We start from the raw sequence: 23,150 nt of genomic DNA, 5'->3' as shown, positions 1-23,150 counted from the left end.
CACCGTAGCGGGCCGACCGCGATCATGAGACGCCTAAAAATTGCGCCGCGGCGGGAGTGTAACTCCGGTCGGGCTACGCCCTCCCTTCGTCACACCCCCCCCGCCGAGTCTCATCCTGATTGACGCTGAATCTCACCTTGATTGCCGCCGCGCAACAGCCGGCGCTTCGCGCCCCAGCCGTCGTATAGGCCCCAGACCGACGGGTATGGGAGGTGAAGCTTGATCATGCTGGCACCTTGACCGAAAGATCGGAACAATCCCAACGCGAGATCAGTTGCCCTCCTAAACAGGAGTCCATCATGATGCCTACCGAACCGATCCCGAGGCCGCCCCAACCTGATTTCCCGCCGGACATGCCCCCGGACGTGCCACAGCCACCAATCGAGGAACCGGAGCCCGACATCCTTCCTGACGAAGTTCCCAACCCGAACCCGGATGAGAACGACACGCCACCGAAGCTCAACGCCTGACGGCGGGGGAGCACGCACAAAGAAAAGGAACAGCCGTGGTTGAGAGCTGGAACAAGTGCGTGATCATCGAACTTCCCGAGCTCGACGGGGCGCAGATAGTCTGGACACCGAACAAGGCCACGGTCCTGCTTGGTGAAAACTGGCCTGCCGCCTCGGGCGTCGCTTACTTCGACGCCGTTAATAAATGCAGGGACGCGATGGTTGGTGCCTACCCATGGGAACAAGCCCGAGTAGCGTTCGTCGCGGCGATCGCCGAGGCCAAGGTTACAAGATTGCGCTGAATTGACTCTCGTCATGCTGCCCACCCGCTTTTCGAGGGAGTCCAGAGATCGATTGCTCCGGTCACAGGCAATGGATCACCGCCAGCTTCTGCGATTTCACGCCATCGACACAGTGGATGCTGATCCCGATGCCGAAGATCTGAGCTTCGAGCTCGGCGAGTTCGTCCGTGAGAAGTGTCATCTCGTTCACGCCGTCCGCCTCTTAAAAATTTCATCGAAAAACACGGAACCACCTGCGCACAATTTGCATTCATAGCCCCGGTGAGACAGGGAAATTCGAAATGCTTGCTGCGACCTGGGAGAGCACCCTTATAATTTTGCTTCCGGGAATGTCCCGTGCGATAGAAATCAAAGACGCTCGAAACGCCCAGTTCGTCCTGGCCGAGAGATGGCCGGTGACCTACGGCCCGGCCTTTCAGCGCGCCCTCGCCTTCTGCGCTCGCGCAACCGAAGGAAAATGCTCTCCAACGCGGGCTAGACTGGCTCTCCTTGCCGCAGCTCGTGAGGCCAAAGTGGCTGTTGTTGAACAACACGATCATTTCGGGAGAGTCGGTCATCGGCGCGTCCTCCAGACTTCCTGCGGGGCGGTTTCCGCTGCCATCTGCTCAAACGCAGCGGCCTGACGTGCCTCATGCTCTGCCAATCCACTCTTCCGTCAAACCATCAATGGGTGCGTATTTTTGGGCGAATGCTCGCGAACCCGGCCAGCATACGTTGGCCATATGCGCGTTAGCTCGACCCTCCCTTGTCGCATTCGGTAGTCTGCCCAGGCAGAAACGCTCGAGCCCTTGGAATCGAGCATTCTAAGCATTGGACGTCTTCACTTGTCCCGCGAAAACACCTTATTGCGATAAAGCCCCGCAACAGATCGGCCCTAACAGCTGTCAGTAGACTAATCGCGCTCGTATCGTTCCAGGAATTTCGCGTAGAGCCTGAAGAATTTCGTCGGCATTTTCGGAAATGCCATCGGCCTCGACCACCACATAGCCCGTGTCGCCAAGCGTCTGAAGAAACTCAGCGACGATGTTCAGCCCGCGCGACGAGAAGATCTCGTTGAGTTGGATGAGCATGCCGGGGCGATTTTCATGCACGTGAATGAAACGCGTGCCGTTCGGGCGCTCGGGCAGTTGCACTTGCGGAAAGTTGACGGCGCCCATTGTTGAGCCGATGTCGGAATACTCGACCAGCTTCCTTGAAACTTCTCCGCCGATGCGTTCTTGGGCTTCCTCAGTGGAGCCGCCGATATGCGGCGTCAGAATGACGTTGCTCAAACCTTGCAACGGCGTCTCAAAACGCTCCTTGTTCGATGCCGGCTCCTTAGGGAACACGTCCACCGCGGCACCCGCCAGATGCCCGTCGTTAAGGACTTTCGCAAGCGCATCGAGATCGACCACCGTCCCGCGAGAATTGTTAATGAAGATGGCGCCCTTCTTCATGCGGCGCAATTCGGTTTCAGTGATCATGTTATGCGTCGAGGGTGTTTCGGGAACGTGCATTGTCACATAATCAGAGGTCTCGAGAAGGTCGCCGAGCGAGGCCATCGACTCCGAATTGCCCCGGCGCAGCCGATCTGAAAGATCGAAGTAGCGCACGACCATGCCCATGCTTTCGGCAAGCGCGCTGAGTTGCGATCCGATATTGCCGTAGCCGACAATTCCAAGCGTTTTGCCGCGGACCTCCCGGCTGCCGACAGCGGACTTCTCCCACCCACCTTGATGCGCCGAAGCCGAGCGCGGAAAGATCTGCCGTGTCAGCATAATAATTTCGCCGATCACAAGCTCGGCCACCGATCGCGTGTTTGAATAAGGTGCATTGAACACCGGAATGCCGCGCCGCCGCGCAGCATCCAGATCGACTTGGTTCGTACCGACGGAAAAACAGCCGACGGCGATCAATTTCTTGGCGGATTCGAAAATCTCGTCCGTCAACTGCGTGCGGGAACGAATGCCGATGATATGAGCGTCGGCGATGTGGCGCTTAAGATCCTGGTCGTCGAGCGCCTTCGGTAAATGAACGAGGTTGGTGTAGCCGGACGAAGAAAAGTAGTCCACAGCGGTCTGGCTAATACCTTCTAGGAGAAGCACGGAAATTCGCTCGCGTGGGAGAGAAAGTTGGCGGGTCATAAATGTTGCTCCGATGTCCGGAAGGTCGAAGTGGCTTCAGCGTCTTTGAAGATTTAAGCGGCCGGACAGGCAAATATCAACACACTGATACGGCAAAAAAACTCAAGGTACTGCGGCGCTTGCTAAGGCCTGCACCGGTGAAGGACCGGGGTTCCGTAGCATCGACCGACGGGCGCTCACGCCCCAGTCGGTCCATCTAATCCCGAAATGCCGGTGCAAGCAGGCCTGCCCCCGACCCAACGTGGTTCTCGGCTCACGGATTGAGATCGGGTATATTACTGAGGCTGCCCGCCCCGGCATGCCCCTCCCCGAAGCGATCCGGCCCATTGCGAGCAATTCTCGTCGCGAGAGTTTGCGAATACGGCTGAGCCTTCGAAAACCGACCGCCTCAAACACAGTTTCATGGAGATGGCTTGCAAGGACCTACATTTCGTGAATGAAAGAAGTTCGCAATGTGTCCATTGCTGTCTGGGAAGGCGCCAAGTCACGGAAAAAGGCTGCGTTCGCCATTTGGCCCACGGATGGGAATGGTCAAGCCATAAGAACCTATGCCATGCGTGCGGACGGATCTGACCGGTGCTCGAAAAGACCAGTCCACGGGCAGGAGCCCCCACCGGATAATGTCGAGGACCGGATCTACGTCAAAGTAGCCCGGTTCGAGATAGGTCGTAACCCAGGCCTCTGGATAGGTGGTGCAATAATACGGGTACGAATGAGAAGCTCCTCCGGCTCAGACAAGAAGCGTCATGTGAGACACGCCGTATCGCCCGCAAAGCTTACTCAAAGCGGGCGAGAGGTGTCCTGATACTTCGCAGCCCGTAGCGTCCTCAACGACAGGGACAGTATGCGATGGTCGACCCTCAGACGAGCGCTTCGAAATTCGGACATGACGTCCCCCGCCTTGGCACCGGGGTTAGATCCTAACGGCAGAATATCGCAGCTCGAATTGTAGGAATCGACAGTGTGCGACGCGCGAAACACCGTTCGCGGGGTTGGGCGCAACACAGCAGTAGGGAACGTCCTTCGGGCAATTGGAATTTCGAGAAGCCTATGTGCCCTTTTTATCCAAAGTCTCGGCCGACAGGGACCAACCGTTCCGGTAGCAGTACCCCGCTCCGTCAGGGGATGACACAATTAATCGGCTATCGCGAAGGCCTCACCGATCGCGGGATCCGTAGGGAACTGAAATAATTCGCGTATTCTCAAACCATAAAAACGCATTAGCAAACAACTTGTTAATGACATAACGCGGATTACGAAACTGCAACATTTGCTGGGTGTGCGATACCTTGGCTGGCTTCCCCGTCGCAGACTAACCGCATGCCGCGCTCGATGGCCTATCGAAGAAAGTGCAGAGGATCTTGAAGTCGGTGCGAGCAGTGCATTCTGGCTGCGGCAGGAAACAATATCGATCGGCGGACATGGCACGCGAAGTATTGCCAGCCTTTCGCTAGCTCACCGCGACCAAGGCCGGTCCTATGCGAGGAACATTTCGCAAGGCTCTCTGTTCGGTCTGCTCACAGTCACAGCGGCTGCGGCGGTGCCCGGCTAGAATCCTGGTCGCACGTTTATGGAGAACACTTGGAAGCAACGCTGCTCATCGGCTATCTCGCCTCAATTTGCTCAGTGGGTAGCTTCGTTCCGCAGGTATGGAAGGTCGTAAAAACAGGCGATACCTCGGCGCTCTCTGCCCGGATGTACGTTCTCACCGTTACCGGTTTTGCGCTGTGGACTGTCTTTGGTGTCCTCAAAGGAGAGTGGCCGATAATTATCGCCAATGCGATTTGCTTTTGCCTTTCAGCATTCATCCTTTTGCGGAAGCTTGGAGGCTGCGAGCGCGGGAATAGAAGAGATGACCGCAAGGTTTGAAGCGATTCATACCATCGTATATCGGAGACTCGGCGCATTCGCGGGATGGCCCGCGAATTACGGCGTGTGGGCGTGGGGAGACGAAATTGTCTGCGTCTTCGCCACAGGCCGTCTAGGAAGGGAAAGCGAAAACCTTCATCTCGAAGATCAGCATCACGCGTTCACTCCGGTTCAGGCGAGAAGCCTCGATGGCGGCCTGACTTGGCAGGCAGAACCATTCTGTGGGAGCGTACCGGGTGCGCGCAGTCTTTCGGCGGACGAACATGTCACGAAGGACTTGGAAGCAGGACCCAATGTGGACCCGGCGTTTGATCTCATTACTCTCCCCACCCCGATCGACTTTGCCGATGGCGAGCAAGTCGTCATGGCAGCCCGCACCGGGATATCGGGGCGATCAGTGAGCTGGTTTTACGTCAGCAAGGACCGTGCTCGCTCGTGGAATGGGCCTTTTAGGTTCGAAGGGTTGAAGTCTCACGAAGAGGCGCTCTCTGCGCGTACCGACATCATAACGCTGGGCCGACACGACGCTTTGTTTATGCTCACCGCGCCGAAAGCCGATGGGACAGAAGGTCGTATCCTTTGCGCCCGCACGCAGGACGGAGGATTGAGTTTTTCCTCGGAAGGATTCGTCTGGGATGAACAGACGGGGTACGCCATCATGCCGTCGTCCACGCGCCTCGCAGACGGCACGATTTACACAGTCGTTCGTCGTAGGGCCCATGATCGGTTCTGGCTGGAGGCATATCGGTCAGCGGATCTGGGGCGGACTTGGTGCTGTGTCGGTACGCCTGTCCGGAATACGGGAATCATGGGCAATCCGCCTGCGCTTGTCGCTCTGCCCGACGAAAGATTGGTGCTGCTCTACGGTTTTCGAGATCCACCCTTCGGACTAAGCGCTGTCGTCAGCCGCGATAGGGGCGGAACATGGTCCGAACCGGCGGTTCTCCGCGATGATGGTGACGATGCGGACCTAGGTTATCCATGCGCCTTGGTTAGACAGGACGGCAAGATTATTGTTGTATACTACTTCAACGATCGAGATGGCCCGGAGCGCTTTATCGCAGCTTCTATCCTAGAAGTACCAACCTTAAGTTGAGACTCAATCCATTTGGGCCCCCGTCGGACTGGCATGCATGGGGATTCAGACGAAGGTCGCAGCGTCGTGCGACTTTGTGACAGTATCGCATCGGCCCGAGGTCTAATCGGGACACATCGTGCTTGGCTTTGCTTAAAGGGAGCTCCAGCCACAGTGAAATCGAAACGAAAAGGAAATCCACATCGATATTTTGTCAGGACGGCCCTTGCGGTAGGCCTCCGGGAACTTTCGAGGCGAATTTAGCTTTAGGGCTGGGAAGGCTGGAGGTGAACCATGGCGAACTTCAACAACATTCCCGTCGCAGATTTCGCCTACCGACTTGAGGCGATGACAAAGGACGAAGTCTTTTCGGTCATGACTGATCTGGAGGCTGCGAGTGAACGTGTCGAAGGCGCGGAACGCGACGAGGTGTTGGCGCGCATTGTAATAACCGAAGAAGAAATTGAAAAGCGATTTCCGGGTCAGTTGCTCGCGCCATATCGCGAGTGGAAGAGACGCAACCGGTGAGATGGATGCACGGGAAAGGAGCGCCTGACAAGGAGTTGGGACCGCAGACTTGGCAACAGCCAGGCGATGACCGCGCTCGGTCTTTCCAGCCCGCGCGGATCGATGAAACCTGGCTCGCAATCATCAATACCGGGTGTGATCGCTTTGCATAAGACGCATCTCAACTTCGCAAACCATTCCCGAACGTGGCCCGAGGAACCTATTGGCTTGGCAGCCGTTGATTCGGGGAAAGGAAGGTGACATGAACCAGATTATCTATCTCGTCGGCCTCGTCGTTATTGTGATCGCAATTCTAGCCTTTTTCGGGATCGGTTAGACAGGGACCCCAGGTGCGGCCGGTGAGTTCACGAAACGTCGTCTGGCCATTGTCTCGGCAAGAATGCTCCGCTGACGGATCAGCGATTCTTGTGCCATTCCTTCCGTAGCTCTGCGACTTTGCGATCCAGATCCACTTTGTACGGTCCGAATTTTGCAAAGAGTTCGCGCGCGGCCAGTGGTTGGAGCCCATGCTGCGCGATAAACTCATTCAGGTCGTAACGCGCATTCCAGCCACGCACTACCTTACTGTATTGCTCTTTGGTGTCTTCGTAGCGCATGGCAAGACTTTCAAACTTAAGAGGGCTGTAGTACGGTTCGCATCCGTCGAAGCACCAACTCGAGTGCCACCGAATTGGTTCCAGTGATGCTGGCCTCCTCAACAGCCAGCACTGCGCGCTAGGATAACAGCGCGCGCCGCTTAGCCCACGCCGGCTCATCAGAGCTGAAGGACATAATCGTTTTCGACGATCACGAACCAGTCGCGCGGGCGCTTTAGATCTTGCGCCATCCTGGAATCCCTATGCCTGCCTATCGCTGCGCTCCGGATTGTTATCGGCTCAATCGCCGCTTTCATGTTCTTCACCGGCCGCTGGACGGTGAACCGTGCCCGGCTCGCTGAGATGTGCCGCGTATCATCGCCGGCGTGTGCCGAGTCAGTTTGGCTGGCCCTCTGCGAGCGAAAGGTAAAAGTCCTGACGCATGAAACTCGCCCGTTCCAAGTAAAAGTCCAGACGCTGAAATTTCGAAGCTGAGGCGCAGCGGCGCGTTGGCCGGAAAAGGAGACTAAGCGATAATCGCAAGGTGTCCGGCTTGAAACGATCCGGGAGCTCGCTCGGCACTGGTTTGAGCAGTACAGCCCGGAAGGCGATACCATGCTGCTGATTGGCGTCAATGTCAGCGCTGGTGCCGCCTCGGCTCGCAGCCAGCTTTATGTAACGGCCGATCGACCGAGGTAGGCGTCGGTCCCGGCGGTCCGCCGGAACCTGGGCATCTCCTCAGTTCTAAACGGGGTTTTGCGGTCCCATGACCGGAAACCAACTCGGCATCGACACAGATATGAGGAGGGAACGCGTCCGCCGGAACCTGGGCATCTCCTCAGTTCTAAACGGGGTTTTGCGGTCCCATGACCGGAAACCAACTCGGCATCGACACAGATATGAGGAGGGAACSTGGCAAATCATCCCAAGCTCCGTTGACGCGCGGCCMCTTCAACACCATCTCCTGCGGAATGCCCAAGACGAASACAAAGAGCAAGGAAAGTGACGATCCCGAACTGATCAGGGAGTGGCCGCTTCCCGTGGTGGCGACCCTCGGATCTGGTGTCAGGCTTAAGGGTATTCTGNACAAAGAGCAAGGAAAGTGACGATCCCGAACTGATCAGGGAGTGGCCGCTTCCCGTGGTGGCGACCCTCGGATCTGGTGTCAGGCTTAAGGGTATTCTGCAGGAAATCCGGTCCCGGCTACCATCCACGATCCGGAAGTCGCTGGATATGCAGCCAGGCGGGCTGATCCTCGTCATGCCAGAGACTTCGAAGACAGCCTTCAGAGCTACGGCATCGGCCGTCTCCAGCGCGTTGGACGGCATCGCAAACCTTCCGATCATTCCTCGAGAGATCGAGGATATTCTGACGATCACGGCATCAGAGCGGAAGCGCTGGCTCGCAGACGGTCGTCTGCCCAGCGCCGGGACGCGAACGGTGAGGCTACAAGGACGCGCAAGGAAGATCACCTTTCACATATTCGATCCTCGTGTCGTCGAAGATCTACTCGACCGTGGCGCCGTGGATGAGTGGCGAGAAGAAGATATAGCGGCAAAAGCGGAAAATCGCAGGCGGGCCGCGTATCAGGCGAAGTTGACGCGGTCGCTGAAGAAAAAGGAAAAAGCGCAAGGAAGATCACCTTTCACATATTCGATCCTCGTGTCGTCGAAGATCTACTCGACCGTGGCGCCGTGGATGAGTGGCGAGAAGAAGATATAGCGGCGAAAGCGGAAAATCGCAGGCGGGCCGCGTATCAGGCGAAGTTGACGCGGTCGCTGAGGAAAAAGGAAAAAGTCAAACCAAGCGAGCGAGCCGACGAAGCCGCGACCGGCTTGAGCGGATGGGACGAATTCGGGAGCGACGGTCTCCTTCGATAGGAGTGCCGTCTGTGGAACTTTCCTGCTGGTCGCGGACGGGCCGCTCCCAGTCCCCGACGTAAGCACGGTGACAATTCGAGTAGAACGCGCCGACTTCCCGGTCAACGAGCGTCATGCTCGCGACGCCCCGTCGGCAGGCAATGGCGACCATATCAGACTGGTCCAGAGGTTTCCTTCATTTGCAACAACGCCACCCGATTTCGTCGCCATTTACCTCGCACATCGCTATCCCCGCGTAAAAGAGGCGGTATCCAGCGGGGGCAGACAAAACGCACGATGCGTCGCTTGGCAATCGCTTCTCCGCGCAGATGGAATCCTCACCCAGGAATTCCTCTCATCAGACCCGGGGCGAGCCATCTAGTCCGTCTACTCACGCTCGACGAACTTGTTGAAGCGGCTAGTCTTGCCGCCTTCCGTCTTCTCCTGATGAAGAAAGGCAAGCCGGCTGCTCTCGAAAATCTCGAAGAACTCATCCCAGTTGATCTCTTCAAGGTCCTCGTCCTTCTCGCCAAAGTCGATCCGAAGAATGCCACCCTTGCCCTTCGTGCGAACCGCAGCGGGCCGGCCCTTACGCTGTTCAACCCATTTACGGATTACGTCATGGTCGGTGGTCGTCGAACTGCTCATTGGATTCCTCCCGTTTAGCAGTGGTTCCGATGGAGTGACAAACTTTTGGGGCCGGCCGTCGGTTCCGTGGAGCACCTCGCTATTCGTGATTTTCGTAGCGTATTCAGCAGCACAAGGCTCTCTGCGTACTTCGCGCCATTCTCCCCAGCGTCTCGACCTGCGCGAGGTTGCCCTCGTGATCGGCCTGTTTGACACGCCGAAACAAGGCGTTCGCCGCCGCCCGGCGAACGGCATCCTCCCTAGGCCTCGTGGTCGCGGCGTAACATCGCATTGACGGCCGCCAGGATCTCGGGGAATCCCTCCTCCGGTAGACGGTCGAGGGTCCATCCCCTCCCCTTTCGACAACATCATGCAGGTAGGGCACGACTTGGGCCTCGTTACCCTGGACGGCCTCTGCCACCCGCCGGCAATGTTCGAAATAGAAGCGACGGTCTTATCCGTCTGTGCCTCATAGCGACAGCGGGGATTCTGCAAAGCATGCTTATGAGCCTGAAATGCCGTTGCCCGTGCGCCTTGGCGGCCTATCCGCCAAGGCGTTACACCTACTCTCTCGGGATCACGGTCTTTCCTCCTTTTTCTCCGGAGCTTTGCGCGGAGCCACGGCAGTGCCGCGACGACGGTCTGACAACATGCGGGCAGTCCCAAATACTGGTTCGGTTCCAGAATTGAAATCTAGAATTCCTGTCCAGGGCTGCTCCCGTGATCCTCTCGATTTTTCTGCGCTTCGTGTCTCGAGAGTCAAAACCTGTTGCCCCGCCTCACCCAAGACGGGAGGATTGCCCTAACAAAGGGAACATTGAGAAGACGGAGCAGTTAATACCGGAAAGGAGACGTGACTATGGGTATGAACAAACCTCGGGACGGCGCGCCCGGTACGACCGACCAATCCCCCCGCTGGGAGGGCCCCGAAGAGTCTAGGCCGCGTGGCTATCTACCAGCCAAAGACGACCCCGACACGGCACGTGACGCCGTGGGCGAGACAAACAAGGACCCCGAGCGCAACCGCCCCTCCCACGCCTTGAAAGCGAAGGAACGCCGCGGTGGAGAATAAACGTGAGACTGAAGCGTTCGCCGCGTCCCAGGCGGGGTTCGCCCCATCCCAGGCGGACCGCGAGGCCTACGGGGTTGCCAGCGCGAACCGACCGTCATCACCGGCTCTCAGGATGCCCGGGAAAAAAGAATGGGACGTCGGCTTCGACAGCGAACCGCCAGATCGTTCGTGAAACAGTCAGTGAAAGTCGATCACTCCCGCGCATGTCGGCGCCGGTGGGGCATAATCCATCCGTGTCGATAAAGCCGTCTCCGCAGTCGTCCATAAACCATCGATCGCGAAGAGCAACCACCCTTGCACCCGCACGCCTACCAACAGCCAGAAGGGCCGCGAGCCTGTTAATCGGTCAGTAGTAGCTAAACGCAGCATCTCATCGCACACCTCGTACTTTTTCGACCGCCGTTTCCAAGTGCGAGTTTCTGGTCATGGATTGCTGCGGGCCCCAATCTTTCCCAGCTCCGACGTTCTCTCAGGGTAGGCTAGGCAAAAAAGAACCGCCCGCGGCTTTGGCGGGCGGTCCTTTTTCACGTCAGAAAACCCAGCGGGTTCTACTCGCGAGCCGGCAGATTGGGATCTTCCTCATCGGGCTCCGGCTCCCGTGGGGAGATTTCATCTTCTTCGTCGTCGTCCAATTCCTCATCTGCGTTTTCTTCATCAGATCCGGGGAGGGGCTTTCGTGGATCCTGCTCATCGCTGTGTCGAACACCATTACCATTGCCCACGGGATCATCAGGTCGTTCGCGTCCTTGTCCGCTTGCCATCTTAAAGACCTCAACTCTTTCGATCGCTGCTACGGCTCGCGCCGGAGGCGTCACTGGATCCGCTTTTCTTGCCCCCAGACCCGGAGCTCTTCCCGCTTCCGCTTTCTCGGCTGCTGGATGCACGCTTGTTTTCGTTCTTGCTACCTTGCTCGCCAGCTTTTCGATTTTGCTCGCTGCTGCCGCCTTGGCCGCCTTGGTTTGGCATTTTCGTTCTCCTCGGTTGGCGCACCACCGTCCACTCGGCTGGTGTACGCGTCCAAACACAGCCGAACGGAAATGTTCCGCGGTCTCGGTGCTTTATCGCAGCGACACTGCGCCATTCGTCATTTACTCCTCTGCGCCGCTGCAAAAAGGCAAACATTTTCATGTTATCTGTGTCCAAGATCGGCTCTCGGACTCAAACCCGTCCGGTGACGCCGGCTTGCAGAATCAAACGATCGACCACCGGCCAGTCCTCGATTTGGGGCGATACGGATCAGCGCGCGGCGATAAAACCTCGATGGGTCAAGCCTTCACTATCGAGCGATCTCGCCGTCCGCGGTACTGCCCCCTTTCGGGCCGCACGCGGCCAGGTCGATCGTTCATCAAGGAACCAAGAGGAATATGATCATGCCTGCCGCAATCAGGCTGAGCCCCGCCCAATTTCTCGTTGGACCGAGGAAGCCAAGGCCTTGTCCTTTTGGCTCAAGTGTCGGAGGTGCGCCATCGTCGGAAGTACGCGGACGGCTCAATGGGCGCCCCGCAAGTGCCTCCCAGCAAAGGAGAAGTACGCCGAGCACGATGCAAGCGGCACTGATTAGAACGAAAATTGACACAGAGACCTCCTCATCTGTTGCGCGTTCCCCGGCGATTTGGAAAAGGAGCACCGCATTCTCTTACCAATCCCGATGCTGCCACTCTTTGGGTTTCGCTAGGATCCAACTCGCCAAGCAGCAAATGGTTCTCCACGGACGGCTGACCAATCAGCAGCCGACCCGAGTAATGGTTGACGTCACCGAAACCATTCGGGCGGTTCCCAGGCGTCGGTTGCTGTCGGTCATCGCTTTTCCTGCGGGCACTTGCTTGCTCGCAACGAACGCGGAGCGGAGGAAGCCGGATGACGGGCGCTTGAGGGGTGAAGTCCCCTGCCGCTGGTGTGGATGACAGTATGACGTCTTTGCACTCACGAAGCACTCCAATACCTCGATCACCTCGCTACGGAGATATGGGCGGAGGGCTCTCCAATCGGAAATGCAGGTGAGGGCACCGATGTACCCCAACCTGTCACACGCCAAGTCAATGATTTGCGCAGTCATGCCAATACCGACGTATTCGGCGCCCGAGACTTGCTTGCGGTCTCCTCTGGCCCCGCATTCCTGACATTTGAACGCAAGCCGGATCGCCTCACTGCGACGCGATCAGACTCCTCAAAATCAACCGCAGATTTGCGTGTCGCTGCAACGTCCGCTGCCCCGACCCCTTTAACCTTATTCCGAAAGCGTGCGCTGAATGTAACATTGAAAGTGCAACTTGGCGTGAAATGGTAAGAAGAAACGCGGCTAATACAGCAGTAATGCCACGGGCTGGGGGGCCTTCACAACCAAGTTGTTCGCAGGAGCAAGAACTGTTGCGAGTCCTGGCCGGCAAGCGAAATCAACGAGGCTTCAGGGTGAGCGAATGAATGGCGGACTGAGGTTACTTAGCGCGGCTTGGCGGCGCCGATTTACAGGGATGTTAGTGGTTGCCGGTAGTGTGGTGGCTTGGCCGGTATCGGCGCAGAACAGAATCGAGCCGGAGGCCGAGCGGATCCTCGCCGCAATGAGCGAAAATCTCAAGTCGACGCAGACTCTTAGTGTCGCCTACGACGCAGATCAGGAAGTCGTCAATCTGCAGGGTCAGAAGATCCAGTACAGCGCCTCCGGCTCCATCGCCGTCGATCGCGCACAAGGTTTTCGAATGAAGCGCATGGGCCCCCTTGCGAACGCGGAGGTGATATTCGATGGCGATACGATATCACTGCATGACAAAACACGGAACGTTTACGCGCAGTTGCAGAGCCCCGGCCAAAGTGTGGAAGATGCAGCCGAGGAGCTTCGCGCCACCACCGGACTTGACGCTCCGGGAGCGGAATTTCTATCAGGCGATCCTTATGCCGTCCTCACTGACGGCGTAACAGAAGGAATCGTTGTCGGATCGGCATTCGTCAACGGGGTGGAGTGCGATCAGCTCGCCTTCAGGACCGATATCGTCGACTGGCAGATCTGGATCAGCAAGGGCAGCGGGCCTTTGCCGCTCAAATATGTGATCACGACCAAATGGACGACCGGGGCGCCGCAGTATACGCTGCGGCTCAGCAACTGGAAGTGGGATGGAATCGACGCCGCGCAGTTTAAATTCACGCCGCCAGCGGCTGCCAACAAGCTGGAACACGTCCACGCCGATGTCACCGGCGAGCTTTCTCTGGAGACGGGGCAATGACGACGAGCAAGCTGCAAGGAAAGATCCTTTCAGTCGCCATCGCCGGCCTAGCGATGCTTGCGGCAGACACTCTCGTTCCCGCGCCGTTCGGTTCGATTGTACCCGAGGCGCAGGCGGTCGTGGGACGCCCGCTGACACCAGGAAGTGTCGCCGGTGTTGCCCGCCGTACCACGCGCCGAGTGATCCGCCGCTCCGCGATGTATGTCGCCGCACTTCCCACGGGCTGCGTCAGCACTAGTGTCAATGGCACCGCGGTGTGGCATTGCGGCGGGGTCTACTACCAACCGTACGGCGGGCGTTACGTCCTCGTTTACATCGACTGAACTCAGTGCATTACATCGCAACTCAATTTTTTGATGGAGGGACAGAATGGATATTACGCGTCGTGACTTGACGGCCGCCGGTCTTGGAGTACTGGCGGCAGGCTCTCTCGCTAGGCCTGCTGGTGCCGCCGACGGTTTGGTGGCAGATCTGCCGGAAGGGCTCGATGAGTTCGCGCTCGCAGTCGAAGCCTACATTTACGCCTACCCCCTCGTGACGATGGAAATGACCCGGCGCGTGATTACCAACGTCGCGGAGCCCGAGGGAACCCGTGGCCCCATGGGGCATCTGATCAAGCTGCGCCAGTATCCAGACGCGAAGTTTCGGGACGTGACGGCGCCGAACGCCGATACCCTCTATACGACGGCTTTCTTTGATGTGGGGGACGAGCCTTGGGTGGTGAGCCTGCCCGATTTGAAAGACCGGTATGCCCTATTTCCGATGCTGGATGGCTGGACAACTGTCTTCGACGTCCCGGGAAAACGTACCACAGGCACCGAGGCTCAGACGTTCGTTGTTACCGGACCAGGCTGGGAAGGAACACTTCCCGAAGGCGTGACCCAATACAAGTCGCCGACAAGCATCGTCTGGCTGCTTGGACGCATCTATTGCACGGGGACGCCGGAGGACTACGCAGAAGTTCATAAGCTGCAGGATGAAGTGAAGCTCTATCCCTTGAGCGCATGGGGCAAGGAGTGGACCGCCCCCAAGGGCAAGGTCGATCCGGCCATCGATATGGAGACTGCCGTTCGCGAGCAAGTCAACAGCATGGACGCCATCGCGTACTTCACCCTCTTTGCCGAGCTCCTGAAAAGAAACCCGCCGACCGACGCGGATGCACCTATGGTCGCCAAGCTCGCCGAACTTGGCATCGTTCCGGGCCAGGACTTCGACAAGGCCAAGTTCGATCCCGCTTTTGTGAAGCGCGTCCCTCAGCTCGGCTTCGCGCGCATCATGACGCATTTCAAATTCAGCGACGGCGACGTACAGGACATCGACGGCTGGGGCTTCACGACCAAGACCGGCATCTACGGCACCAACTATGTCCAGCGTGCCTTGATCACCGCGATCGGTCTTGGGGCGAACCGGCCGCAGGATGCGATCTATCCGACCTCGCTGAAGTCCGGCGACGGGGTAATCAAGCGGGCATACAACGGGTCCGAGAATTACGTTCTCACGTTCAAAAAGGGACTTACGCCACCGGTTTCGGGATTCTGGTCCTTGACCATGTATGATGCGGGCTACTTCTTTGTCGACAATCCGCTCAATCGCTATTCGATCAGCGCGCGCCAACCGCTGAAGGCCAATCCGGATGGCTCGATCGACCTGTTTATCCAACATGAATCTCCGGGAGCGGACATGGAATCAAACTGGCTGCCGGCGCCCAAGGGAAAGTTCATCCTCATGATGCGGCTCTACTGGCCCAACGAGAGCAATCCCTCCATCATTGATGGTTCTTGGACGATCCCGCCGGTGAAGAAGGTGAGCTGATTCTGTCAGCGTGCATGCAGCTGCCACGGCTCCGGTCCTTGGCGGCTGCAAACACGACCTATCGACGTCCATCAGTGCAAGCATGGTGCGATGGAGATACACCGCGCCATGATGAACGAAACCACGTTAGTTTCGGCCCTGTCTTTGGTTTTTGGAGACCAATTTTTGACAAATGGGGTCTGATCTAGTGGACCGAGCTTCTATGTACATTCTTCGGCCTTTGCTATTCAGTTTGTTTCTGTGCCTTTGTGGGCTTACGAACCTACAGGCGCAAACGCCTGCGGCCCGAATTGCGCAACCGTCCAAGATAGACGAACTGCTGCGTCTTCTCGAGGATGAGGACGTAAGGGTCTGGCTAGAGCGGAAGCAAGACGCCCTTTCCGAGCCCCGCCACAATGAGGCAGTGTGGTTCATCGAGGAATGGGAGGCCCGCTCACGTGCCCGTTTCAATGCACTTCTTGCCGCAGTGCCTCGGGTCGGCGATGAACTTTCCCGACTCGTGTCTGCGATTCGGCAAGAGGCACGGAGCAGCGGTTTGGTGCCCGCGGCGCTGATGTTCGTTATCATCGCAGGGATTGCGGTTAGCACCGAATGGATCTTTCGTCGTTCACTGCAAGAGGCCCTCCCCCGGGGGCAGGCCTACACGGAGATTCTGACGCTCTCCATATTCACGGCGAGCGTTGCGATCTTCTTTTTCCTGTTCACTTGGCCGCCACTCATGCGTGTGGTCCTACTCTACTCGCTCGTCGCATTGATCGCCTGGAGGCTCGCGACCGCGCTCTTTCGCATCGCGCTGGCCGCGTCCATAGTGTCGGCCCGCTCCTATTCGCGGACCCAAATATTCGTCGCACTGCTGGCGGCAACGATGGCATTCTCGGCCATATGCGAGCGGCTTGCAGTTGCAGCTGACGTTCGATCGGCTCTTGCTATTGGATTGTCCATTCCGCTTGTCGTTATAGCAGTCGCGATGATCTGGCGTGAGCGCTCCAGCGATGTCGGATCTTTGCAAGGCCGTGTCTCTCGCGCGATGGGCATCTCGGGTGCAGTCGTCCTGTGGCTGCTTTGGTGCGGCGACTTCCTGGCTTTATTCTGGCTCGGCATGATGCTTGCCCTCGTGCCCCGCGCATTGTCGATTGCCGACAGTCTAACCCTTTCATTCTCGCCCTCGCGTTCAAGCCTACCGGACGCTAAGTCGGTGCTGCTCGTCCGCGGAACGCGGGCTATTATCCTTATTGCAGCGGTCGACTGGGTCGCATTCGTTTGGCGCCACAATTTCCCTTTTGTTTCCGGTGAAGTGACACTGATCCGGACGATCATTGCCGGGGCTTTCAACAGCGTCGTGATTCTGCTCATTATCGACCTCGTCTGGCAATTGGCAAAAGCCTACATTACAAGCAAGCTGAGCGACGTTGGCGATGAAGGGACGTCGAACGCGCTCGCGCGAGAAAGCCGGCTTCGCACTTTGCTCCCTGTTTTCCGCAACGCCTTGGCAGCAGCACTTCTGTGTGTCGCGGGGCTCACGGTTCTTTCGGAGATGGGCGTCAAAATCGGCCCGCTCGTCGCAGGCGCGGGCGTGGTCGGTGTTGCAATTGGATTCGGCTCGCAGACCTTGGTCAAGGATGTGGTCAGCGGTATCTTCTATCTATTGGACGATGCCTTCCGGGTTGGGGAATACATCGAAGCCGGAAACTATACAGGCGTCGTGGAATCCTTCAGCCTTCGTTCCGTGCGACTGCGGCACCACCGTGGGCCAATCTTCACCGTACCGTTCGGTTCGCTTGGCGCGATCAAGAATGCCAGCCGCGATTGGACTGTCGACAAATTCCGCATCCGTGTCCCTTTCAAAACCGATGTTGATAAAGTCCGCAAGCTGATTAAGGAAATCGGCGCCCAATTGCAGGCCGATCCGCAACTCGGATCGCTCTTTATCGAGCCGCTCAAGCTCAAAGGCGTCGAGCAGATCGGTGAATACGGAATCGAACTTGGTATCGCCTTCACCTGCAAGCCGGGGGAACAGACTGTGATCCGTCGGAAGGCTTACGCGATGCTGATGCAGGCTTTCCATGACAATGGGATCGACTTTGCACAGCCGGTGGTTCAAGTTAGCGGTGACGAAAAGGAAACCGCCGCCGCGACGCTGGCCGTGCGGCAGCGTCCAGGTAAGACTGTTACGCCGGACACCGTCTAGCCGGCTCGATTCCGTAAAAAGCCACGTGAAGAAGAAAGAGGAACTGCCTTTAGCGCGGTTCGACTATAGACCGCCACTCCGTGCTGCGGATTCGCTGTCAGGATCAGCAGTGGACAGGTTCTCTTTGACGCGAAACTCGCGAGGTCCAAATCCGGTAGCCTTTCGAAAAGCACGGGAAAAACCAGCGGGAGAAGAATAGCCCAGATCCTCCGAAATGTTGGTGATCGAGACGTTCCCATCACGCAACATTTCCGTCGCACGTTGCATTCTCACCGCACTGGTCAGGCTACGAAAGTCGACGCCTGCCTGTCGAAGTTCACGCTGCAGCGTCCGAACGCTCGTGTCCATTGTCCGCGCAGCATCCTCGATCGACACATCGCCCGCGAGGAGTTGTGCCCGAATCTGTGCAGTGGCGATTTCCAACAAACTCCGAGGTGCACCCCCTGGACGATCGCGAGCCACGTCCTCGAGAGTCAAGATCGACCGAGATGTTCGTCGCGACGCAGCCATCAACCGATGCCGCTCAACGACCACCGCCACTGCTGGCGCATTGAATATCACCGGGCATTGAAACACGTTCTCAAAAAGCGAGGTATGGCTCGGGGTCGGGATGTCAAGTTCGATGCGAAGGGGGTGCCAATGGTCAGGCAGATATGCCTTGAAGAGACTCAGCAGTTCGCCAGCAGCAGCACATGCGACCGACTCATAACCCCGAGACCCGGCCAGAGCGAATTTGTAACCAAAGCGTAGTTCCTCCTTCGTTGTGGTGACCGTCAAATTGTCAAAAGTACTGTGATACTGCAGTGCCACGATACTTCGTTTGATCGCTTCGCCGAGCGTGTCCGCTTCAGTGATAAAACGCCCGAAGCTGCCATACGCGGAAACGTCCATATTGGGCACGAGCAGGAGACCGAGATTCGCGTCGCCCACTGCTCTCGCCATGGCTTCGACGAAGCCCACCACGGACTGCTGAGGAATGTAGACATTGCGATCCTCGATCAGCTCTAAGTCGAAGCCCGCGGCGCGGTTGGCACGCAGCAACGCTCGCTCGCCGAGCTCGCTTCGAACGAACGCGGGCAAGCCTTGCAAGACATGGCTCGAGATCACGGGAATCGGTGCGATCTGAAATGGTTCCTGAAAACGATATTGGCGGAAAATGAATAGTTCTCACATATTCGACCGCCGGTATATTTGGCAAGTGGTATCCGCAGATCGGTATAGATATAAGGCGCGCACGCATCATTCCGTTTCCCTCGATACGCAGATGACGGCGCCCACCTTATCGGGGCGGAAGTTTTGCCGCAGGCTTTCAAGGCACAGCATGCCGTTAGTAATCCTTTGAACCAATAGCGTTCGCGGTTGCGACGGGCTGTTGCGAGAACGGCCACCAAAGCCGTGGGGCGCCCCATTCATCATCACGGCATCTAGTTCTGAAGATGCAACGGAAGCGAAGTCGCGTCTTATCCTTTTACGCCAAGCTCGGCCGAAGCTCCGAATATTCGCGCTTTGAAAAACAATCAAAAGTGGTATTTATCACTAGCGAAACAAGGTTGCTGAGACCGGACGTGGCGTCAAATGATAAGTTCGTCGCCTGGTTTCATTGTAGGTACGACTGAGATGAACAGGAGCAGCGGTCTGCCCTTGTACTCCTTGTACGCACACTGAGGGGACTCGCCGGTGCATTCTCAATCGGCTCGCGTCGAATTGCCAGGAACTTCTCCGCGCGATGGCATGATGGAGGGATCGGCCCATCGCGTGACGGTCGACGGGTTCTTCATCGATGAGACGCCGGTGACCAACGCCCAGTTTTCCAAGTTTGCCTCGGCCACTAATTATCGCACGTTCGCCGATGCCGTTCCCGAATCTGCGGACTATCCCGGTATTTTGCTGGAGATTCTGTATGCCGGTTCATTGGTATTTCAACAGCCGAACGGAACCGTTGGTCTCCAAGACTGGACTCGATGGTGGTCCTTTGTGAAAGGCGCCTGCTGGCGTCATCCATACGGCCCCGGAAGCAACATCAAAGGACTGGATGACCATCCAGTCGTTCATGTTTCCGACCAGGATGCCCTCGCATACGCGCGGTGGAGCGGATCTTCCAACATAGGCCGAATGGGAGTTTGCTGCCAGGGGCGGGCTCGAGGGCGCAGAATATGCGTGGGGCTTAGCCCTGCCGGACGGGCCGGACTCCGAGGGCGTGCTCTACGCTCTGGGTGCGTTTTCGGGAGGTGTCGCTTTGTGGGTCGAGAACGGCAAGCTCATCTGCGAGTACAATCTGATCGAGATCGAACGGACGCGCCTCGAATCGTCCGATCCGTTGCCGAACGGAAAGATCAACATAGAGGTCGAAACACGCAAGGCCGGCCACAATCACGACGCACCGCTCGACGCCGTTATCCGCGTTGACGGCAAAAAGATAGCGAAGGGATGCGTGCCGCGCTCCGCTCCGCTCGCGTTTTCGGCGAATGACGCCTTCGATGTGGGCAGAGACAGCTACACTCCAGTCTCCCTCGCATACTTAGACTGCAAGCTTGAAGATCGAGTATTTGAAGTGAGCGATGGCACGCTCGGGGCCTTGGCGCGGCGACGTTTCGATCGCCGCTCTTCTTTCTGCCGACGTGCATACTGTGCTTAACGGGAGCGATTAAATTGACGCTGTGCCTCTTCCGGAACGCCAAGGGCGGCGTACCATCCTGGCCGTTTTTACCGTCGGTCGCCTTATGCGTGACGCTGCTCCCTGCATGTGCGGGCCGTCCGACAGGGGTGCTCGCGCCGGTAGCGGCCAATCCCTCGACCGCTCAAGTCGAAATGCTGGTCACGACGACCCGAGGCCGGGCGGAAAAACCGGGCGAGATGTTCAGCGGCGAGCGCGCGCTCAGCCCGACATTCGCCGACATTACCGTGTCGATACCGCCTGACACGGTCCGCAAGGCGGGCGAAGTCGCCTGGCCGCGCAAGCTTCCACCGAATCCGGCGACGGATTTCGCCGCGCTGAAGGCTGAGGAAATTGACCGCGTCGCCGCCGAAAAATGGTTGAACAGCCATGTGCGCAAGAGCCCGGACGGCAGTGTCCTGGTCTTCATCCACGGGTTCAACAACCATTTCGAGGACGCAGTTTTCCGTTTCGCGCAAATCGTCCACGACTCGGGCGCGCGCAGTGTGCCGGTGCTCGCGACCTGGCCGTCGCGCGGGAGTTTGTTGGCCTATGGTTACGATCGTGAAAGCACCAACTATACGCGCAACGCCGTAGAACGCTTGTTTCAATATCTGGCGCGTGATCCCGAGGTCAAGGAAGTCTCCATCCTGGCACATTCCATGGGCAATTGGCTGGCGCTGGAATCCTTGCGCCAGATGGCCATCCGCAACGACGGGCTGCCGGCAAAGTTCAAGAATGTCATGTTGGCAGCGCCGGACGTCGACGTCGACGTCTTCGGTTCGCAGATTGCCGACATGGGCAAGCGGCGACCGCGATTCACACTCTTCGTTTCCCGCGATGACCGTGCGCTCGCCGTTTCTCGGCGCGTCTGGGGCAATGTCTCCCGGTTGGGAGCGATCGATCCGGAGCAGTCGCCCTACAAAGAGGAACTGGCGGCGGATGGGATCACCGTCGTGGATCTCACCAAGATCAAGGCAGGTGACAATCTGCACCATACCAAGTTCGCAGAGTCGCCCGAAATCGTACAATTGATTGGTAACCGTCTGTCTGGCGGCCAAACCTTGACCGACAGCAGACTGGGGCTGGGCGACCATATCGTCGCGGCCACTGCCGGGGCCGCACAAACGGTTGGTACCGCTGCGGGCCTGGTCGTTGCTGCTCCAGCTGCGATCGTGGATCAAAATACCCGGCAAAACTATGCCCATCATGTGGAGACACTCGTCGGACCCTCCGGCAGAGCAAGATCGAACACGACCGATAGCGCATGCGGGAAGGAAAATCAGACGAGATCCGGAAAATGCAACCCATAGCCCGATAGAAAACGGCACCCGAAAGACACTTGATCAGGCCGCGGTCTCACGCCGGGTTGAACGAAGACCTACAACAAGGTTGCTCGCAAGAGCGGCCCTAACAGGAGATATCATGAGGATTTGCATCGTTCGTACTCTAGCGGCAATCGGAACTTGCCTCGTCGCTGGGACGGCAAAGGCCACGGACATCTATTCCCCAATGACGCCCGAGCTTCAGCAGACGACCACCGAAAGCGGATGGACCTTTTCCTTTGCCCCCTATTTCTGGGCGGCCGGATTGTCGGGGGAGGTTGCGCAGTTCGGGCTGCCGGCGGTGGATGTCGATGCCAGTTTCAGCGACATCTTCGACCATCTTGAGTTCGGTGCGATGGCGATCGGCGAAGCCCGCAACGGTCCGTACAGCATCTTTGCCGATGTCATGTATACGAAGATTTCGGGGCAGTCGGGCACGCCAAGAGGTGTGCTTGCGACAGACGTCGAGCTCACATCGGAAACCTTCGCCGCGCTGCTCGGCGCGGGATACTCCGTTATCGACAGCGATGCAGCGCGGTTAGACCTGGTTGCTGGCATGCGCGTATGGTCCGTCGAAAGCGAGCTTTCCTTCCACGGCGGCGTTCTCGATGGGCGCACCAGAATCGATCAGGCAACCTGGGTAGACGGTCTGGCCGGCTTCCGCGGCACCTATTCGCTCACATCCGAAATCTACCTAATCGGCTGGGGCCTTGTCGGTGCTGGTGGCGCTAATCTCGATTGGGACGTTGCGGCAGCAATTGGTTACCGGTTCAACGATACGATTTCGGCGATTGCCGGCTACCGCGCGTTGGGCGTGGATTTCAGCAATGACGGATTCGTGTTCGATGTCACTCAGCAGGGTCCGATGCTGGGGCTCATAGTGCGGTTCTGAGGCACGCACTTTCTAGCCTTTGGAGCGGATCGACCTCGACCTGTAGCCGGATCGCTATGTCGAACTCGAACCGCACGCTGTCGACGCCGCGATGCTTTATACCGGATACTGGGGAGGCGCCAAAATGCTGAAAGATCACATCAGACTTTAGCCATCATGGTTCCATCATTCAAACATCCCTTGCGTTTCGGCCGGGAGACGACTAATGCCCGGCTGCTAGCAGTTGGGGACGGCTGGCCATCCGCTCGAGTCACAAACGATCTTCCTCGCTTTCGCCAACGGAAGCGCAGGCACTATTGACCGCGAGGCAAACACCGCTGGACGTTCGGCGCGTTGCCATGTTCAAACTCTGTTCGAATTACCGCACGAATTCGAGCAGTTCTTGTTTAGACCCCGGGTAGAAGGAAGTGGGACGGAGCCAACTGGGCCCGGTCAGCATCGGGTCGAGGCTCCGCCTCGCGCCATGTCCCACAAGCCGGTTTCATTGTTGCAGCTCGCCTCAATCATGAGTGGCCAGGATGAACGTGCAGAAGGGGGCGCCAGCTTCGTCGCTCAAGCAGCGTTCTGGCGCGGAACAAATGTA

The 23,150-nt window shown here is 57.8% G+C and carries 19 protein-coding genes and 4 pseudogenes; 17 read left to right on the top strand and 6 right to left on the bottom strand.

The genetic code is table 11. The features are described from left to right. The first annotated feature begins 299 nt into the window (after positions 1 to 299). Positions 300 to 470, top strand: a complete 171-nt coding sequence (locus ASD01_RS36370) for a hypothetical protein (RefSeq protein WP_167550739.1) — start codon at positions 300 to 302, stop codon at positions 468 to 470. 59 nt (positions 471 to 529) lie between these two features. After that, positions 530 to 751 carry a DUF982 domain-containing protein gene (locus ASD01_RS33175; RefSeq protein ID WP_420829019.1) on the top strand — a complete coding sequence of 74 codons (222 nt, stop codon included), beginning with the start codon at positions 530 to 532 and terminating at the stop codon, positions 749 to 751. Between the two features lie 61 nt (positions 752 to 812). Here ASD01_RS33175 and ASD01_RS37330 read toward each other — a convergent pair whose 3' ends face one another. Next, the gene (locus ASD01_RS37330) at positions 813 to 941 is read right to left on the bottom strand and encodes a hypothetical protein (RefSeq protein ID WP_280138799.1); all 129 of its coding nucleotides are present in this window, start codon (positions 939 to 941) and stop codon (positions 813 to 815) included. Positions 942 to 1,032: 91 nt separating this feature from the next. Between ASD01_RS37330 and ASD01_RS37740 the strand changes: the two genes are divergently transcribed. Then, positions 1,033 to 1,374: a DUF982 domain-containing protein gene (locus tag ASD01_RS37740; protein WP_060529915.1), complete on the top strand. Its 342-nt coding sequence runs from the start codon at positions 1,033 to 1,035 to the stop codon at positions 1,372 to 1,374. A gap of 261 nt (positions 1,375 to 1,635) precedes the next feature. Here the strand turns inward: ASD01_RS37740 and serA are convergent, their stop codons facing one another. Further along, positions 1,636 to 2,874, bottom strand: a complete 1,239-nt coding sequence (gene serA, locus ASD01_RS33165; protein ID WP_060644991.1) for a phosphoglycerate dehydrogenase — start codon at positions 2,872 to 2,874, stop codon at positions 1,636 to 1,638. A gap of 118 nt (positions 2,875 to 2,992) precedes the next feature. On the opposite strand from serA, the pseudogene ASD01_RS37735 reads away from it, so the two are divergent. After that, positions 2,993 to 3,196 (top strand): annotated as a pseudogene (locus tag ASD01_RS37735) (site-specific integrase); the annotation flags it as partial. Between the two features lie 162 nt (positions 3,197 to 3,358). Here ASD01_RS37735 and ASD01_RS37730 read toward each other — a convergent pair. Continuing rightward, positions 3,359 to 3,523, bottom strand: a pseudogene (locus tag ASD01_RS37730) (helix-turn-helix transcriptional regulator); the annotation flags it as partial. Positions 3,524 to 4,455: 932 nt separating this feature from the next. Between ASD01_RS37730 and ASD01_RS35185 the strand changes: the two are divergent. From ASD01_RS35185 to ASD01_RS33155, 3 genes are all read left to right on the top strand, one after another. Then, positions 4,456 to 4,743, top strand: coding sequence for a SemiSWEET family sugar transporter (locus ASD01_RS35185; RefSeq protein WP_049811000.1), 288 nt, complete (start codon positions 4,456 to 4,458; stop codon positions 4,741 to 4,743). Beyond that, positions 4,727 to 5,839, top strand: a complete 1,113-nt coding sequence (locus ASD01_RS33160; protein ID WP_060645013.1) for an exo-alpha-sialidase — start codon at positions 4,727 to 4,729, stop codon at positions 5,837 to 5,839. The genes ASD01_RS35185 and ASD01_RS33160 overlap by 17 nt, the downstream gene beginning before the upstream one ends. Positions 5,840 to 6,112: 273 nt before the next feature. Further along, the gene (locus ASD01_RS33155; RefSeq protein ID WP_029742822.1) at positions 6,113 to 6,346 is read left to right on the top strand and encodes a hypothetical protein; all 234 of its coding nucleotides are present in this window, start codon (positions 6,113 to 6,115) and stop codon (positions 6,344 to 6,346) included. Between the two features lie 395 nt (positions 6,347 to 6,741). Here ASD01_RS33155 and ASD01_RS33150 read toward each other — a convergent pair whose 3' ends face one another. Continuing rightward, positions 6,742 to 6,942: a hypothetical protein gene (locus ASD01_RS33150; protein WP_034800025.1), complete on the bottom strand. Its 201-nt coding sequence runs from the start codon at positions 6,940 to 6,942 to the stop codon at positions 6,742 to 6,744. Between the two features lie 1,065 nt (positions 6,943 to 8,007). On the opposite strand from ASD01_RS33150, the gene ASD01_RS33145 reads away from it, so the two are divergent. Then, positions 8,008 to 8,643, top strand: a 636-nt coding sequence (locus tag ASD01_RS33145; protein ID WP_244495333.1) for a hypothetical protein, incomplete at its 5' end; no start/stop codon positions are given. 524 nt (positions 8,644 to 9,167) lie between these two features. Here ASD01_RS33145 and ASD01_RS33140 read toward each other — a convergent pair. Next, positions 9,168 to 9,428: a hypothetical protein gene (locus tag ASD01_RS33140; RefSeq protein ID WP_034796848.1), complete on the bottom strand. Its 261-nt coding sequence runs from the start codon at positions 9,426 to 9,428 to the stop codon at positions 9,168 to 9,170. An 838-nt stretch (positions 9,429 to 10,266) separates the two neighbouring features. Here ASD01_RS33140 and ASD01_RS37130 point away from each other — a divergent pair. From ASD01_RS37130 to ASD01_RS33110, 5 genes are all read left to right on the top strand, one after another. Then, positions 10,267 to 10,479 carry a hypothetical protein gene (locus tag ASD01_RS37130; RefSeq protein WP_082584738.1) on the top strand — a complete coding sequence of 71 codons (213 nt, stop codon included), beginning with the start codon at positions 10,267 to 10,269 and terminating at the stop codon, positions 10,477 to 10,479. Between the two features lie 2,471 nt (positions 10,480 to 12,950). Continuing rightward, positions 12,951 to 13,697, top strand: coding sequence for a DUF2092 domain-containing protein (locus tag ASD01_RS33125; protein WP_060644990.1), 747 nt, complete (start codon positions 12,951 to 12,953; stop codon positions 13,695 to 13,697). Between the two features lie 53 nt (positions 13,698 to 13,750). After that, on the top strand, positions 13,751 to 14,020 hold the full coding sequence (locus tag ASD01_RS33120) for a hypothetical protein (RefSeq protein ID WP_458574518.1): 270 nt from the start codon (positions 13,751 to 13,753) through the stop codon (positions 14,018 to 14,020). Positions 14,021 to 14,066: 46 nt separating this feature from the next. Beyond that, the gene (locus ASD01_RS33115) at positions 14,067 to 15,509 is read left to right on the top strand and encodes a DUF1254 domain-containing protein (protein ID WP_060644988.1); all 1,443 of its coding nucleotides are present in this window, start codon (positions 14,067 to 14,069) and stop codon (positions 15,507 to 15,509) included. 202 nt (positions 15,510 to 15,711) lie between these two features. Then, positions 15,712 to 17,697 carry a mechanosensitive ion channel family protein gene (locus ASD01_RS33110; protein WP_060644987.1) on the top strand — a complete coding sequence of 662 codons (1,986 nt, stop codon included), beginning with the start codon at positions 15,712 to 15,714 and terminating at the stop codon, positions 17,695 to 17,697. 63 nt (positions 17,698 to 17,760) lie between these two features. Here ASD01_RS33110 and ASD01_RS33105 read toward each other — a convergent pair whose 3' ends face one another. Next, positions 17,761 to 18,786 (bottom strand): AraC family transcriptional regulator, encoded by a 1,026-nt coding sequence (locus tag ASD01_RS33105; protein WP_244495332.1) that lies wholly within the window; start codon positions 18,784 to 18,786, stop codon positions 17,761 to 17,763. A gap of 642 nt (positions 18,787 to 19,428) precedes the next feature. Here ASD01_RS33105 and ASD01_RS35165 point away from each other — a divergent pair. The 4 genes and pseudogenes from ASD01_RS35165 to ASD01_RS33090 form a co-directional block, all read left to right on the top strand. Beyond that, positions 19,429 to 19,879: pseudogene (locus tag ASD01_RS35165) on the top strand (SUMF1/EgtB/PvdO family nonheme iron enzyme); the annotation flags it as partial. Beyond that, positions 19,880 to 20,332: pseudogene (locus ASD01_RS33100) on the top strand (hypothetical protein); the annotation flags it as partial. Positions 20,333 to 20,346: 14 nt separating this feature from the next. Next, complete coding sequence (locus tag ASD01_RS33095) at positions 20,347 to 21,663, top strand: alpha/beta hydrolase (protein WP_082584730.1); 1,317 nt, start codon at positions 20,347 to 20,349, stop codon at positions 21,661 to 21,663. Positions 21,664 to 21,775: 112 nt separating this feature from the next. Beyond that, a complete protein-coding gene (locus tag ASD01_RS33090; protein WP_060644983.1) occupies positions 21,776 to 22,567 on the top strand; it encodes a hypothetical protein in 792 nt (263 codons plus the stop codon). Positions 22,568 to 23,150 lie beyond the last annotated feature (583 nt).

This window comes from Ensifer sp. Root423 (genome assembly GCF_001426275.1).
Lineage (GTDB): Bacteria > Pseudomonadota > Alphaproteobacteria > Rhizobiales > Rhizobiaceae > Ensifer > Ensifer adhaerens.
Note: the sequence above shows the minus strand (reverse complement) of the source record. Positions and strands in the feature narration are given on the sequence as shown.

Coding starts and splice junctions, on each gene's coding strand:
- ASD01_RS33125 (WP_060644990.1), top strand. CDS start 12,951: ATGTTAGTGGTTGCCGGTAGTGTGGTGGCTTGGCCGGTATCGGCGCAG.
- ASD01_RS37740 (WP_060529915.1), top strand. CDS start 1,033: ATGCTTGCTGCGACCTGGGAGAGCACCCTTATAATTTTGCTTCCGGGA.
- ASD01_RS33155 (WP_029742822.1), top strand. CDS start 6,113: ATGGCGAACTTCAACAACATTCCCGTCGCAGATTTCGCCTACCGACTT.
- ASD01_RS33160 (WP_060645013.1), top strand. CDS start 4,727: ATGACCGCAAGGTTTGAAGCGATTCATACCATCGTATATCGGAGACTC.
- serA (WP_060644991.1), bottom strand. CDS start 2,874: ATGACCCGCCAACTTTCTCTCCCACGCGAGCGAATTTCCGTGCTTCTC.
- ASD01_RS37130 (WP_082584738.1), top strand. CDS start 10,267: ATGGGTATGAACAAACCTCGGGACGGCGCGCCCGGTACGACCGACCAA.
- ASD01_RS36370 (WP_167550739.1), top strand. CDS start 300: ATGATGCCTACCGAACCGATCCCGAGGCCGCCCCAACCTGATTTCCCG.
- ASD01_RS33110 (WP_060644987.1), top strand. CDS start 15,712: ATGTACATTCTTCGGCCTTTGCTATTCAGTTTGTTTCTGTGCCTTTGT.
- ASD01_RS33120 (WP_458574518.1), top strand. CDS start 13,751: ATGCTTGCGGCAGACACTCTCGTTCCCGCGCCGTTCGGTTCGATTGTA.
- ASD01_RS33090 (WP_060644983.1), top strand. CDS start 21,776: ATGAGGATTTGCATCGTTCGTACTCTAGCGGCAATCGGAACTTGCCTC.
- ASD01_RS33150 (WP_034800025.1), bottom strand. CDS start 6,942: ATGCGCTACGAAGACACCAAAGAGCAATACAGTAAGGTAGTGCGTGGC.
- ASD01_RS33115 (WP_060644988.1), top strand. CDS start 14,067: ATGGATATTACGCGTCGTGACTTGACGGCCGCCGGTCTTGGAGTACTG.
- ASD01_RS33140 (WP_034796848.1), bottom strand. CDS start 9,428: ATGAGCAGTTCGACGACCACCGACCATGACGTAATCCGTAAATGGGTT.